The following is a 14,840-nucleotide window of genomic DNA, read 5'->3' as shown; positions in this document are numbered from 1 at the left end:
GGTTCAAAACATCCCCAACTGGGCGCTGCCTACTTCGGCATCCAACGGCACCAAATATTTTTTTTTGGTTTTGATTTCAGTACATAGCGCGCGGGTGCGTTTGGTCTCGCCTTTTTTAAACCATCTTTTCTGTAAATGAAAGATGCTGCCTTCCGGCAATTGCGATAGCACCATTACTTTTGCTTTCAACACATCATAACCGCGAAAGGCGGCTGTTAGCTTTGAATCAGAATAGCTAGAGGCTTTTGGATTGACCATGTGCTTCTTTAAAAGCGTGAGCAGGGGCCTCGGGTAGATCTCTTCGGTGAGCAATGGCTCCAATAATTTTTTAAACGCATTTTTCCACTCGTGGCCGTGTGCCTCGGCTTTGCGACCGTGCTGGCCATGGACAATCAAGTGAGCCACTTCATGGATGTAGGTGGTTAGAAAAAGATACGGGTGCAAGTCGTGGTTAATGGTAATCTGCTGCCGCTGCCCCGGCCGAAAAGTAAAGTCCCCTACTTTGGATTGTCGTGCTTTTTTGGTTTTGAATGCGAAGCGATAGGTCTTCCAAAGTCCCCAACAATATTCAACTGCCAAAGGCGGCACGTGTTGATGAAGCAATTGCCTAACTTTTTCTTCTTCCATCAAATCAAAAAGAGGAACAAATGCATTGAATAAATGGGATCCGCGCCTTTAGAGGTTCGCTAAAAATTTGTTAATACAGTCACCCCTCCCCGCTTTGGGGAGAGGGGACGGGGGTGAGGGCAATAAAAAAAGGCTTTATCTCTAAAGCCTTCCCGGGAAAACAATCTTGTGAGATTGATTACTTCACTACTGCATTAGCAGAGTCAACCACTGCGTTAACAGTAGAGTCAACTTTAGCAGCAGTAGTATCAACTGCAGTTACCACTGAATCAGCAGCGGCAGCAGCTTCTTCTACTTTTTTGCCACCACATGCAACCATTGCTACAGCAAAGCCACATACGATAACAGATGCGATGAATTTTTTCATAGTTTACAGGTTATTAAAATTTGCGCAAATATAATAAGCCAGCGGTAATTTGATGCTGTGTATGTAAAATTATTGGCGATTTCGAATAATTTCAGGCCTAAAAAAGCCTCCACAACCGATTTCTGAACTATTTTTTCCTGAAAAACAGCCTTATGGGCACCCCCTCAAAGTCAAATTTTTCGCGCAGGCGGTTTTCCAAAAACCGGATGTATGATTCTTGAATGTACTGGGGCAAGTTGCAAAAAAAGGCAAAAGCAGGCGATTTGGCTGCCACTTGGGTAACGTACTTGATCTGTATGTGCTTTCCTTTGGTGGCCGCTGGCGGATAATGCACTATTTCCGGAAGCATGGCATCGTTGAGCTGCGAAGTAGGGATTTTCTTGGTTTTATTATTATACACTTGCACCGCCTTTTCAATCACTTGAAAAATGCGTTGCTTGGTTACAACCGAAGCAAAGATGAACGGGATGTAGGTAATGGGTGCCAGTTTTTCCAACATCTCTTTCTTAAACTTGTCCGCAGTTTTGGTGTCTTTTTCAATCAAGTCCCATTTGTTCACCATGATCACAATGCCTTTGTTTTGTTTCTGCGCCAGCACAATGATGTTCACGTCTTGTGATTCCAGACCTCGCTCTGCATCAATCACCACAATACACACATCGCTTTCTTCCAACGCCCGCAGCGAGCGGAGAACCGAATAAAACTCAATGTCCTCTGTCACTTTGCCCTTCTTGCGAATGCCGGCTGTGTCGATTAAAATAAAATCGTTGCCAAACATTTTGTAACGTGAGTGAATGGCATCTCTTGTTGTACCTGCAATGTCTGTGACAATGCTCCTCTCATGTCCTAGCAACATATTTAAGAGAGATGACTTGCCAACATTCGGTCGGCCTACAATGGCAATTTTGGGAATGCCCGCTTCCGGATCTTCGGGGTCTTCGGATGGAAAAACTTTCACCAGTTCATCGAGCAACTCACCAGTGCCAGAGCCATTCTCAGAAGAAATAGGAAATACTTCGCCCATGTTTAACTCATAGAATTCGTTTGCCTCTAAGGTTTTGGTTGGCGTATCTGCTTTGTTGGCCGCCACAAATACCGGCTTCTTCGACTTGCGAATGACTTTGGCAAACTCCTTATCGTATCCCGTAAGGCCATCTTTACAATCCACCATAAAGATGACTGCGGTGGCTTCTTCCAATGCCATCTCTACTTGCCTTCTTATTTGCGATTCGAACTTATCATCTGAGCCTGTTACGTAACCGCCCGTATCGATAACGGTAAAAAATTTGTTCGTCCATTGCGCATACCCGTAGTGCCGATCGCGCGTAACGCCCGGCATGTCATCCATAATCGCTTGGCGTTGTTCTACCAGTCGATTGAAGAAAGTTGATTTGCCCACGTTGGGCCTGCCTACTATTGCTATTACGTTTGCCATAAGATCAAGTCCAATGTCCACGATTCGATAGTCCACAGTGCCATTGACTGTGGTCAATCGAAAGTTGACTAATTATCTAAATATCCAAAATGTTTCAATTTCAATTTCTGCTTGCGCCAGTTATCGGCCACTTTCACGTGCGTTTCCAAAAATACTTTTTTTCCAAAAAAAGCTTCCATGCTTTCGCGCGCTTCGGTGCCCACTTTTTTTAATGAGCTTCCACCCTTTCCAATCACAATGCCCTTTTGCGAATCGCGCTCTACATAAATAGTGGCGCGAATGCGGATGATCTTCTCCTCATCTTTAAAGGATTCGATGCCCACTTCGGTGCTATACGGAATCTCTTGCTCATAATTGGTGAATATTTTTTCACGGATCATTTCAGAAGCAAAAAACCGCTCACTCCTATCGGTAAGCTCCTCTTTATCGTAATAGCCAGGGTGAGTGGGCAGATTTTCTTTTATTCGCTGCAACAACAACTCTACATTTTGCCCTGTTTTTGCTGAGACGGTGATGATTTCTTTGGCGTTGATCAAGGTCTTCCAATATGCTACTTTGTCTTCCGCTTGTGAGCCAATCGCCAAATCACATTTGTTGATCACCAAAATGATAGGGGTGGTCAACGACTTAAATCTTTCGAAAAGATTTTCATCGAATTTCTCACCCAATTCTACTATCAAGAGAACCACATCCGCATCTTCTAACGAAACTTTCACATAGCTCATCATCGCCTGGTGGAGTTCGTATTTGGGTTCCATAATGCCTGGGGTATCGGAATAGACGATTTGAAAATCTTCGCCATTTAAAATGCCCATGATGCGATGGCGGGTGGTTTGGGCTTTGGCGGTGATGATCGATAAATTTTCGCCCACCAATTTATTCATTAAGCTGCTTTTGCCCACGTTGGGTTTGCCTACGATGCTTACAAAACCGGCCTTGTGGGTTGCAGACATGATGTCTTCAGTTTGAATAAAAAAAGCGACCTAAAAAGCCGCTTTTAAATTTTAGTAGCGGATTAAGCCGCCAGTTTAGGTTTTATCGGTTTTACTAAAACCGCTATCTTTTTTCTTAGTAGCGGGGACAGGACTCGAACCTGTGTCCGCCATTTGGCGGATATGAACCCGTCCTATGATTTTAAAATGTCATTTCTTATAAACAACCTTCCTTGATAAGACTTTAACTCTTTCTCTCGTTTTAATGCTAGAATCTTGGATTCAAATGTCTCAGAATGAACTACGTTCCAAGGTCGGAATTTCATCGTCCAACCTTTTGTCGCTAGCTCATTATGAGAACGCAGTCTAGATTCCAAATCCGAAGTATACCCAATGTAAATCTTGTCAAAGCTAACTGAGTGAAGAACGTATACAGTAAACTGCATAAAAAAGCGGTTTACTACAACCACTATCCTTCTTAGTAGCGGGGACAGGACTCGAACCTGTGACCTTTGGGTTATGAGCCCAACGAGCTACCAACTGCTCCACCCCGCGATTTGGATTGCAAAAGTAGAGCTAAAACGGTGAATTACCAAATAAAAGGTCAACCGCTCTGCTATAAAAATTTTGCATTGAGCTGGATCAATCTCGCCATCATGCAAGGGCATGGTAGAAACTTGGCATCCAAAGTAATCAAGCGATAAGTTTGAAATTATCCTTTGCTTTTGGATATTGAGTTCCAATGCTCCGTTTTAATACCACTATTGAAAAGTTCGACAAGAAAGGCGAAAAAACCGGCTGGTCATACATTACCATCTCTTCCACCCAAGCAAAAAAATTAAAGACCAGCAAAGCATCGTTTCGAGTAAAGGGCACAATTGATACTTTTAAACTCAAGCAAATGGCTTTGATACCGATGGGTGATGGAGATTTCATTCTTCCTGTAAATGCCACCATGCGCAAAGCCTTGGGCAAGCGGCAAGGAGATAACGTAAAAGTTATCCTAGCAGCAGACGATGATAAGTATGTACTCTCACCTGATTTGATGGCATGTTTGCGCGATGAACCCGTTGCCTTCTCCTATTTTAAAATCTTGTCAGGCTCTCATCAAAAATATTTCAGCAAATGGATTGAAAGTGCTAAGACCGCACAAACAAAAACAAAAAGAATATTGATGGCCGTTACCGCTTTGGGCCAAGGGAAAGGCTATCCTGAAATGATTCGAATGAACAAAAAAGAAATTTGGTGACTATTTTTTTGTCTCTCGGTTAGCAGCTACTTTTTTCTTTCCCAACTCAGTCATCGCAAAGCTACGCACCATCTTCTTTATGTTTTCTGGTTTGCGGAAGCGCAACACACTCCAATCCTCATCGATGGCTATCATGCGCACGGGTTCAAAACCCAACTTACCCAACACCTCCCAACCCGTATCACGATTGAAATCGCACTTGTATTTTTTAGATGTCCCCTTCGGATAAGCTAACCACAACAATCCATCATCACTTAAAACAGTAGCAATCTTTTTGCACCATTCGTCAACTTCTTTTTGTTTGGTAACGAAGGCTAGAAAAAACGAAACACTTTTAGTATTGGTCAACGAGTTTTTAATAGACGCTAAAGAATGCATCTCATCGGTTTCTTTTTTGAAACTATCTGGTGCGTTTACAATATGCAGTTCTTTTTGGTCTTTATAGTTGAGTTTTTTGAAGATGGGGTTCATGAAATTGGATTATCGACAAAGATAGAAATTTACCAAATCACAAAAGATTTACTCCAGCTCAACCCATTTCATTTTTACAACTGCAAACCGATAAAACAACTCTTCCGAATACCAATTATGTTGCTTGGTCATTTCGATTACTTTTTTGTGTGCCGCATGTTGATAGGCAAATTTTTTCATTTCTACTTCACTGCTCCACACGCTAAAAGTAGCTTGGCGGATGTAGGGGATTTCGCCAATGCCTGCTGTAAACTCTGGCCGAAACGACTGATTTAAATCTTCGGAAACAGCGGGTACGTTTTGCCAAAATAATTTTGCTTTGCTCCACTTGATGGAAGCACGTGTAAGCACGGCAACTTTTTTTGATTGTAGGTTCGTTGTTTTCAAATGACCAAATGGGTCAACACCGCTCCATAAGCCATGACCGAATAAGGGCAACAAATGAAAAGAAGTAACTTCTGATTTTGCTTGAAGAAATTTCTGCCACCAATAAATTTTATCGGGGGTTCTCTTCCAGACGATTAGAACTGCCCACTGCCGGCCATCACCTTGAGGTTTAAAGCCTGGCTGCCCCACACCCAATAACTTCCAAAAAGTGATTTCTGAATTCCGCCACAATGGCAAGCGCATCCAGCCCATAGCCAAAAAGCCAAGCCACCCGAAGCCTTTTTTGTAGTTGTAGAATGTTAGTGTAACCATTTCTCAGTTGGCAGTCGGCAGTATCCAGTCGGCAGCCAAACCCTGCCTACTGCTTACTGCCAACAGCAGACTATTAATACCTACTATCCACCATCTTATCTCTCACCCCACCAAACAAAACATCTTGCACACCAGGCTCTGTCAAGAATTTTTGCGGAAAGGGCAATTCAATTTTCGAGACTTCATTTAACTCGTTAATCAAATCCATTGGCAGTTCAAATTTCAAACACCCCAATACATCTTGCACTTGATGTTCCTTTGTAGCCCCCACAATTGGAATTATACTCTGGCCTTTTTGTTGGCGCGTCCAGTTAATGGCAACTTGTGAGGCGGTCACTCCCAATTTATCCGCTATCTCTACCACTTTTTTAGTGATGGTTACAGAGCGTTCACCTAGGCGAATGCTGGTGTCTGGTAAGCGGCCTTTGTCGCCCTTCAAATATTTTCCCGTTAATGCACCGCCTGCCAATGGCGCCCATGGAGTCACCGTCATGCCGTAGGCCTTTGCCATTGGCAATAACTCTGCTTCAACTGTGCGCTGTATCAAGCTATACTCTATTTGTAACCCAACAAATTGGTTCCAACCGCGCAGTTGCGCCATCGTGTTGGCCTGGCTCACTACCCACGCAGGCGTATCGCTGATGCCAATGTAGTGCACCATGCCGCGGGTAATCAAATCTTCCAAGCCCTTTATGATTTCCTCTGTGGGCGTGAGAGTATCCCACATGTGCACCCACAGCACGTCTATATAATCCGTATTCAACCGCCACAGACTTTCTTTCACACTACGCATCAAATTTTTGCGATGATTGCCCGCAAAATTCAAATCGCCCGAGCGATCGCGAAGGGTATATTTGGTAGCCACCACAAAATGGTCGCGGTCTTTGGCTATAAAATCGCCCACAAATTTTTCGGATGTGCCTTCCGTATAGCGATTGGCTGTATCAATAAAATTCCCTCCTGCGTTTGCGTAGGCATCAAAAATCTTTTGACTGAGTTCCTTATCTGCTCCCCACTTCCACTCCGTGCCAAAGCCCATGGTGCCAAGGCATAATTCTGAAACACGTAATCCCGATTGCCCGAAAAGTTTGTAGTTCATATTGATTGAATCGTTAGTTTATCTTTGTATGAATCCTAGATGCTGGATACTGGTCGCTAGAAGCCAGCATCAAGTATCTAGTACCCAGTTAAAGCACAATACAAGCAAAAAAGTTTAGTTATTTGCCCCGTTCATGAAAAAAATTGCAATTATCCTATTTGATGAAGTGGAGGTGCTCGACTTTGCCGGGCCATTTGAAGTTTTTTCCGTTACCGGAAAGCGAAAGATAGGCGAACCCTACGAGGTTTTTACTGTGGCCGAAAAAGAAACTATTGCTGCCCGAAACAATCTGATGGTAACCCCCACTTACACATTTGATACATGCCCAGCCGTGGATATTTTTTTGATTCCCGGTGGCGGTGGCTATCATGCGGATGGAAGTCCGTTTGGCTCGCGGAGGGAAATGAATAATCCAGCAATACTAGATTGGATAAAGGGAAGAAATAAACATGCCGAGTTGGTACTTTCCGTTTGCACAGGCGCTTTGATTTTGGCGAAAGCCAACTTACTCGATAATCTGGAGGCCACCACCCACTTTTTGGCAGTAGATACCTTACACGAAATTGCCCCGAACACAAAAGTATCGCCCGAAAAACGGATTGTGGACAATGGTAAAATCATTTTGTCTGCAGGCGTTTCGGCAGGGATTGACATGTCCTTTCATGTGGTGGAGAAGCTACAGGGAAAGGAAGTTGCACAGGAAGCTGCGAGGTATATGCAGTATGATTATTGGGAATAGGCTAAGGCCTGAAGAAAAATATTTTTGCGCAAACAAAAATCTCTTTTACCTTTGCAGTCCTTAAAATGGGAGCTTAGCTCAGCTGGTTCAGAGCATCTGCCTTACAAGCAGAGGGTCGGGGGTTCGAACCCCTCAGCTCCCACTTAAAAGTTTAAGCCGCTACTAAAAAGTAGTGGCTTTTTTGTTGGTCTAAAAACCAAACTGATTTCTTTTTTATCGGTTAGTATTTAATATTGTATTTGTTAAGAGATCAACTCGTTTATATGCACAAAATAAAGGCAGTCTCATTGTTTTCTGGCTGTGGTGGATTTGACTATGGCGTTAAGCAAGCGGGCGCAGAAATCATTTGGGCAAATGACAACGACCAACATGCTGCCTATGCTTATAAATCTATTTTTAATGATGTTGATTTTCATTTAGGTGATATAAGAAAAGTGAAGTTATTCCCTCAAGCTGATATACTTATAGGATGTTATCCATGCACTGGATTTAGCGAAGCAGCAAGAAGAAGGTGGAAGGAATTGGAAGAAAGAGATATTCACCAAAACGATAAAAACTTTCTATTTGAAGAATTCCTGAGAGCACTAAAACTAGTTAAGCCTAAATTTCTTTTTGTGGAAAACGTAAGGGGAATGCTTTCAGCTGGCAGAGGTTGGTTTATCCAAGAACAAATTAGGGCGTTTTCAGAATTGGGATATAATATTACTTATTCCCAAGTTGACGCGTCTGAGTATGGGGTGGCACAAACCAGAAAGAGAGTATTTCTTGTTGGGGTAAAGAAAACGATTAAGGACTTCAAATACTCTTTTCCAAAGGTGACCCATGGAAGTGATGGAAGAAATGAATCCAGAACTCTTAGAGACGTCATTGGAGGCATGGTAGAGTGGCCTGAAGGGGAATTCTATGATGGATCTTTTCATGGTCATTATTTAACACGAAATCGAAAAAGAGCGTGGGACGAACCCAGTTTTACAATTGTTGCTCATGGTCATCATGTGCCATTACATCCGAAAGGAAGCCCAATGTCGTTTGTTTCGACCGACAAATGGAAATTACAAGGTGAATTTAATAGGCGCTTGTCATGGAGGGAGTGTGCCAAAATTCAAGGTCTATCGTCCAAAATGAAATTAGACGGAACTTTATTGGATAAATATAGGGTAGTAGGAAATTCCGTTCCTCCCAAATTGTCAAAAGTAATTGTCGCTCCTGTTTTAAACTATCTTAATCAATAAAGGATTTAGACTTAGGTCTTGCATTTCCGTCAAGTTTTACTAGTTTTCTAATGCTTTAGGCATTTTTAGTTACCTTTTTGAATTTATAATGCTCTTTCCATAATTAAAATCCTAACAATATGCCAGCTTCTGCTCCGGTCTCTCATGTGGCGATAGAATATGTATCTCCAGATTTACTTGACTTTGATCCAGAAAATCCAAGATTCGCAACCAAGATGATAGGAAATACTCAGGAACAAATTCAAAAGCAAATTTTTGGAGAACCTTATTATGCAGTTGAACTTGTTGACTCATTTCTTCAAAATGGCTTTATTGATTTTGAGCCTCTTGTGGTTAAACGAGGGAGTAAAAATAGATTGGTAGTAATTGAAGGTAATCGAAGGTTAGCTGCCATAAAGGAAATTAGAAGTAATCCAGCAAAGTACTCATCATCAGATCATCTCGAAGATTTAGAGTCTATACCGGTACTTGTATTTCACAACAAACCAACAGCAAAAGAAGAAGACGCCCTCAGGGTCTATTTGGGTGTACGGCATTTGTTTGGATTTCGCGATTGGCCACCATTGAGCAAGGCACAATATTTAGAGGAGGAGAGTAAACGGCCAGGAGGTATCGATAGAATACTACGTGAGACACAGCTTTCTAAAACTACAGCAAAGGGTTTTCTAATTCCATTAAGAGTGCTTAAACAAGCAAAAGAACAAATACCAGCGGGTGACGATTTTGCTAACCTAAGTGAAGCATTAAAAAGGTCAGGTACTGCCGCATTTCTTGAATTAGAAACAGATCCTAAAACACTTGAGGTAATCAGTTTTGATAAGAAAAAATTTGCTCTTCTTCTTGATGATTTATACGGCAAAAAAGAGAAAGGGGCAAGAAATTCTGATACTAAGGTCGTTTCAGATACTCGAGAAATATCGACATACGCTCGTGTCTTAAGTTCAAAAGTTGCTAGTGCCGTACTCCATTCAGGTAAGAGTCTAGCGGATGCTGAGATCTATGTGGATACAACTGAGGAGAGCAAGAAAAGATTAATTAAACTTACCAAACAAATAGGAACCCTTCTGAAGAAAATGTCATCCGGCAGTAAGAAAACTAAGGAAGACACCAATGCTTTGGATGCCTACAAGGCTTTTGATGCGGAAATTAAGAAATACATTGCTAATAAATAAATGGCTGCTTACTGTCTTTTTGAATTCTTTGAAATTGTTGTTCAAGAACTTAATACTTCTAAATCACGGGTAATCACTGCTTCTGATTTAACTGGAAAGGGTAAGAGCTTATCGTTAATTGATGAATTAAGGGAACTTACAAAGGAGTTTGATTCTGAAGCTGCAATTAATAAGTCTGTTGCCTTATTAGAAACTCATTTCACGAGCAAAGGATATAATTTACCATTTAGTTTTAATGCAGTCACTAAACGATTCGACTCCCTAGATGATGACTATTTGAAATTTATTGTGGATATGATTTCAATTCGTAGTGTTGGAAAAAGATCAAGGGACTTTGAATGTAGTGTAGCTGAAAGACTGAAACTCAGGACCACTGGAGCTATTCATAGAGTAGGATTCCCTAGAGATCAAAAAAAGAAAAAAAATCAATTTTTGACACACTTGAAAACATTAGGCTTTAAGGCCAATCCAGACCCCTGGCTTCCTGACAAAGATGGAGGACTGGACATCCTTTGGGTATTACCGCTTGGCTCAATTCCTCACGCGCCAATTTTATCGCTTCAATGCAAAAACGGAAATTTTAATATGGCTGATGCAGATAAATCAGTTATGGCAGGAAATAGATCTTTAGGAGAACATGCAGGCCTGCAAGCCCAAATTCATGTTCCCTGTGTTCTTTTCAATGACTACATTTATTTAGAGCGGCTTGTCCAAAAAGGAATGAATTGGGTCCCATTAGGTCTAAGTGACTTAGCGCGTCTTACTAACTCAGTTTCTCTTGAACTCATTTAAACTGATTGGGCGATCGTGATTTTCTGTAGCGAAAACTTACTTATTGCTCGTCTTATCTTTAAACACAATTTTTTAAACTTTGAAGAAGGTAACAAAAATCATTTTATATGTTGGGTTGGGCTTGGCCGTTTTGCTGATTGGGTTGCTTGCCTCGCTCTTCTTATTCAAAGACCGCATCATTCAAGAATTTATTGCCGAGGCGAATAAAAGTCTGAACACGCCTGTAAAAATTGGGAGGGTTGAAATTTCTACATGGCGCGATTTTCCTAACCTAGCTATTGTGTTTACGGATGTATACGTAGAAGATAGCCACCCGGGAGAATATCCACTACTTACAGCGAAGCGTATTTCGTTTTACATGAACCCGATCGATGCGTGGCGCGGCAACTATGCTATCCGTGGGCTTCAAGTAAACGACAGCGAAACCAATTTAAAAATAGATAACAAAGGAAAAAACAATTTTACCATTGTAAAGCCCGGTGAACAAAGCGGGGGCAGCATTTCGTTCGATTTAAAAAACGTAAAGCTGAGCCGCACATCCTTTAACTACAACGATTATCAATCGCACCAGCACCACGTGCTCAGCAGCGAAAGCTTGACTACTTCCATTTCGGTGCGAAGTGATGTGTATAAAATCGATACACGTGGAACCATTACCTCTCACCAAATCGGTATTGGCAATCAACTTTTTTTGAGGGAAAAAGAATTTATTCTACAGGCACAAGTAGATTATGATGATTTGAAGAAGAATGTCATCATCCATTCGGGTAATTTAAAAATCAACAAAACCGTCTTTACCATTGCAGGTAATTATGAATTTAAAACCAAAAATAAAATCGACCTTACAGCAAAAGGAAAAGATGCCAGCTTACAAACGTTGCTAGCGTTGTTGCCAGCTGATGTAAGCAACTCATTTTTAAAATATCAAAGCAAGGGCGCTGTATTTTTTGATTTGGCTGTGAAGGGCGAAATCAGTAACACCAAAGAACCCATGTTTTCGATTTCTTTTGGATGCAAGGATGCCACTTTCTTTCATCCTGACTACGATGCGAGAATTGAGCATGCCAATCTGGAAGGCTCCTTTGCCACACCTTCGTTTAGTCAGTTGCAAAAAGCTGAATTGTTTTTAAAAAATATGACGGGCGACCTGAATGGAAAATCATTTTCTTCCAACCTCACCATTCAAAATCTCGAAAAGCCAGTCATTGATTTTTCTTTTAAAGGTGAATTGGATGCTGGCTCACTTCAAAATTTTTTCCCTATCGAAACATTAAAAAAAGTTGAAGGAATCATTACAGCAGATTTTTCGGTGGCAGGCGAACTTGCATTGCTGAAGAAAAAAGCTACCGCGCAAAAAGTAAAAACAGAAGGCACGTTAGATTTAAGGGATCTGAATTTCGTTTTCGGCAAGCAGGCGCTAAAATTTACTGACATCAACGGAGCGCTACAGTTCAATAACAATGATTTAGCCATGAGCAATTTGCGAGGCCAATTCGAGAAAAGCGATTTCTTAATGAATGGTTTCTTCAAAAACATCATCACCTTTTTGCTTTTTGAAAACCAACCCATCGGCATTGAGGCAGATTTAAAATCTGATTACATAGATGGCGACCAACTTTTTGTGCTTGGCTTTGGCGAAAGCAACTCCACTCAATACAAATTCAGCATATCGCCCAACTTGTATTTGAATTTTAACTGCGATGTAAAAAATCTTTCTTACAAGCGCTTCCATCCTACCAACATTAAGGGAAATTTATTGGTGAAAAACCAAGTGGCTATTTCCAGAAACTTGTCGATGAACGCAATGGGTGGCGAACTAAGTTTAGATGGCGTGGCTGAGGCAAAAAGCGGGAAAGATGTTGATGTCTCTACCACGTTCAAGTTAAAGGGCATTCATGTCGACAGTGTATTTTATGTGTTTGAAAATTTCTATCAAGATTTTATTCAAGACAAGCACTTGAAAGGCCAAGCCACCGCTGATGTCGGGTTGGACTTTTCAATGACAGAAAACCTTAAACTCATTTCCAAAACATTGGTGGCCGATGTAAGTGCAAGCATCAAAAATGGGGAACTTAATAATTTCGAACCATTGAAAGGCTTAAACAACTATTTGGACGATGAAAGTTTGAGCAAACTTCGCTTTGCCGATTTAAAAAACGACATCCACATCGAAAACGAAATGATTTATATTCCGCAAATGGAAATCAAAAGCAACGCCACCACTATTCAATTGAGCGGAACACATTTGTTCAATCAAAAAATTGACTACCGTGTAGTGGTGCCCCTGCGCAACAAAAAGAAAATAGACCCCGATGAGGCCTTCGGTGCAATTGAAGAGGATAGTAAAGGTCAAACCCGATTGTTTCTAAAAATCACCGGCACAACCGCTAAATATCAAATCAGCTACGACCAAGCGTCTGTAAAAAAGAAAATCATCAGTGACTTAAAAAAAGAAGTACAAGAGTTAAAGGATGCCTTCAAGCTAAAAGGAAAAAAGAAAAAGAAGGAGTTGGAGTTAGAAAAGGATGATTATTTTGATTGGGATAATCCATGAAGAATAGTCGGCAGAGGTCTAGCGCTACATGGCTTGCTTTCTGCTGCCTACTTTTCACCCCACCATTTCCCTTACTACCGCTAACGATTTGATTTCGCCCAACGAATCAACATGTGTAGAAAAAAAACGCAACAACACATCGAGCAAGTTTCTACGCTGAATTTGGGTAATGGCAATGGAGGTTTCAAAGTCCGCGCTCAGCAACTTTTCTAAAATCTTCTGCTCGGCTTGGTCGCTTTCAAATGGATTGAGGATTTCACTCGGCTGAAAGGGACCAAATCCTAAATAGCGACTTAGGTGAATCAAAAAAATCAAATGAAAATTCTCAGAGCCTGCTTTCATTTGGTCCAATGTGATAAATGCTTCTGACAAAAATTGTGAGATCTCTCGCGCATGGCTTTGCTCCTTCACCGCTTTGTTAATAATCTCGGTAAGAAAAAGAGCGATCGTTGATTTTTTGAAATCAGAAGTAAGCGTTTGATACGGATGGTAGCACCGCTCTTCCTTTATGCGCAAGATGGAGGCGTTCTCTTTGTGGTACACTACTAAATCCAGCAATGTAAGCGGTTGATACAAGGCAATTTTTCCCTTTCCGTTTTTGCTGCGAGCCCCATTGACGATGTAGGATTGCAGCCCAAACAGTTCGGTGAAGATCGAAACAATGATGGATGTTTCGCCATAGCGAGTAAGGCGAAAAACTATTCCGCGTGTTTTGTGCAGCACGTTACTCGGTTGATTTTTTTTGATCACTATAAAAAGCCTTGCGGCTGCGTGCTTCGTAGTGGTCTTTTTCGCCCAGTAGCAGTTGCGATTGGTTTGGATTCAATCGATAGGAGAAAGAAGCCAACTCACCTGTTTGGGCACAAATGGCATGGACTTTCGTTACAAATTCGGCCACGGCCAATAAGTTCGGCATCGGCCCAAAAGGCTTGCCTGTATAATCCATATCGAGCCCTGCTACAATTACACGTTTGCCGCTGTTGGCAAGAGTGTTACACACATCAACAATGGCATCGTCAAAAAATTGTGCTTCGTCTATGCCCACCACATCGCAGTCGCCAGTCAGCAATAATATGTCACCAGCAAAATTTACGGGTGTTGATCGAATCTCGCGCTCGCTATGCGAAACAATTTTCTCGTCATCGTAACGCTTATCAACGGTGGGCTTAAAAATTTCTACTTTCTGCTTGGCAATCAACGCCCGATTTAATCTACGAATCAGTTCTTCTGTTTTGCCTGAAAACATACAGCCGCTGATGACTTCGATCCATCCGTTTTTTTCCTCGCGCCCATTGCGACCAATATGTGGTTCAATAAACATGGTGCAAAGTAAATCATTTTACTACTTTGGTCATTATAGAGGCAGCATTTTATACGATTCCTTCATCATGGCTCACGTATATTTTATGTCCCCAACCTACGAGTACAAAGTAGATTTATCTTAGCACTATTTTAGGGTAGTCAGGCAATTA

Annotated in this window: 16 protein-coding genes and 2 tRNA genes; 7 read left to right on the top strand and 11 right to left on the bottom strand. The window is 41.6% G+C overall.

The features are described 5' to 3' along the window. Nucleotides 1-3: 3 nt before the first annotated feature. The 6 genes from KA713_13765 to KA713_13740 form a co-directional block, all read right to left on the bottom strand. A complete protein-coding gene (locus KA713_13765; protein UXE65535.1) occupies nt 4-627 on the bottom strand; it encodes a SprT-like domain-containing protein in 624 nt (207 codons plus the stop codon). Between the two features lie 178 nt (nt 628-805). After that, entirely contained in the window at nt 806-994 is a 189-nt protein-coding gene (locus tag KA713_13760; protein UXE65534.1) for a hypothetical protein, read from the bottom strand. Between the two features lie 127 nt (nt 995-1,121). Then, nucleotides 1,122-2,429: a ribosome biogenesis GTPase Der gene (der, locus tag KA713_13755; protein UXE65533.1), complete on the bottom strand. Its 1,308-nt coding sequence runs from the start codon at nt 2,427-2,429 to the stop codon at nt 1,122-1,124. Nucleotides 2,430-2,497: 68 nt separating this feature from the next. Beyond that, the gene (gene era / locus KA713_13750) at nt 2,498-3,385 is read right to left on the bottom strand and encodes a GTPase Era (GenBank protein ID UXE69133.1); all 888 of its coding nucleotides are present in this window, start codon (nt 3,383-3,385) and stop codon (nt 2,498-2,500) included. A 170-nt stretch (nt 3,386-3,555) separates the two neighbouring features. Next, nucleotides 3,556-3,807 carry a GIY-YIG nuclease family protein gene (locus KA713_13745; GenBank protein UXE65532.1) on the bottom strand — a complete coding sequence of 84 codons (252 nt, stop codon included), beginning with the start codon at nt 3,805-3,807 and terminating at the stop codon, nt 3,556-3,558. Between the two features lie 36 nt (nt 3,808-3,843). After that, nucleotides 3,844-3,916: transfer RNA gene (locus tag KA713_13740), tRNA-Met, on the bottom strand. 187 nt (nt 3,917-4,103) lie between these two features. Between KA713_13740 and KA713_13735 the strand changes: the two genes are divergently transcribed. Beyond that, complete coding sequence (locus tag KA713_13735) at nt 4,104-4,610, top strand: DUF1905 domain-containing protein (protein ID UXE65531.1); 507 nt, start codon at nt 4,104-4,106, stop codon at nt 4,608-4,610. Here the strand turns inward: KA713_13735 and KA713_13730 are convergent, their stop codons facing one another. The 3 genes from KA713_13730 to KA713_13720 all read right to left on the bottom strand — a co-directional run bounded on the left by KA713_13730 (nt 4,611) and on the right by KA713_13720 (nt 6,879). Beyond that, on the bottom strand, nt 4,611-5,081 hold the full coding sequence (locus KA713_13730; GenBank protein UXE65530.1) for a hypothetical protein: 471 nt from the start codon (nt 5,079-5,081) through the stop codon (nt 4,611-4,613). A gap of 48 nt (nt 5,082-5,129) precedes the next feature. Further along, the gene (locus KA713_13725; protein UXE65529.1) at nt 5,130-5,780 is read right to left on the bottom strand and encodes a DUF3291 domain-containing protein; all 651 of its coding nucleotides are present in this window, start codon (nt 5,778-5,780) and stop codon (nt 5,130-5,132) included. 73 nt (nt 5,781-5,853) lie between these two features. Then, complete coding sequence (locus KA713_13720) at nt 5,854-6,879, bottom strand: aldo/keto reductase (GenBank protein ID UXE65528.1); 1,026 nt, start codon at nt 6,877-6,879, stop codon at nt 5,854-5,856. Between the two features lie 133 nt (nt 6,880-7,012). Between KA713_13720 and KA713_13715 the strand changes: the two genes are divergently transcribed. From KA713_13715 to KA713_13690, 6 genes are all read left to right on the top strand, one after another. Continuing rightward, a complete protein-coding gene (locus KA713_13715) occupies nt 7,013-7,618 on the top strand; it encodes a DJ-1/PfpI family protein (protein UXE65527.1) in 606 nt (201 codons plus the stop codon). 67 nt (nt 7,619-7,685) lie between these two features. After that, nucleotides 7,686-7,760 (top strand) — tRNA-Val (locus tag KA713_13710). 121 nt (nt 7,761-7,881) lie between these two features. Continuing rightward, complete coding sequence (locus KA713_13705; GenBank protein UXE65526.1) at nt 7,882-8,850, top strand: DNA cytosine methyltransferase; 969 nt, start codon at nt 7,882-7,884, stop codon at nt 8,848-8,850. Between the two features lie 119 nt (nt 8,851-8,969). Continuing rightward, a complete protein-coding gene (locus tag KA713_13700) occupies nt 8,970-10,022 on the top strand; it encodes a ParB N-terminal domain-containing protein (GenBank protein ID UXE65525.1) in 1,053 nt (350 codons plus the stop codon). Next, nucleotides 10,023-10,814, top strand: a complete 792-nt coding sequence (locus KA713_13695; GenBank protein UXE65524.1) for a hypothetical protein — start codon at nt 10,023-10,025, stop codon at nt 10,812-10,814. It begins immediately after the preceding gene. A 79-nt stretch (nt 10,815-10,893) separates the two neighbouring features. Next, entirely contained in the window at nt 10,894-13,368 is a 2,475-nt protein-coding gene (locus KA713_13690) for a hypothetical protein (GenBank protein ID UXE65523.1), read from the top strand. Nucleotides 13,369-13,422: 54 nt separating this feature from the next. On the opposite strand, the gene recO is transcribed toward KA713_13690, so the two are convergent. Then, a complete protein-coding gene (gene recO, locus KA713_13685; GenBank protein ID UXE65522.1) occupies nt 13,423-14,091 on the bottom strand; it encodes a DNA repair protein RecO in 669 nt (222 codons plus the stop codon). Nucleotide 14,092: 1 nt separating this feature from the next. Further along, nucleotides 14,093-14,689, bottom strand: coding sequence for a thymidine kinase (locus KA713_13680; protein UXE65521.1), 597 nt, complete (start codon nt 14,687-14,689; stop codon nt 14,093-14,095). Between the last annotated feature and the right edge of the window lie 151 nt (nt 14,690-14,840).

The sequence above is a fragment of the Chryseotalea sp. WA131a genome (genome assembly GCA_025370075.1).
Classification (GTDB): Bacteria; Bacteroidota; Bacteroidia; order Cytophagales; family Cyclobacteriaceae; genus ELB16-189.
Note: the sequence above shows the minus strand (reverse complement) of the source record. Positions and strands in the feature narration are given on the sequence as shown.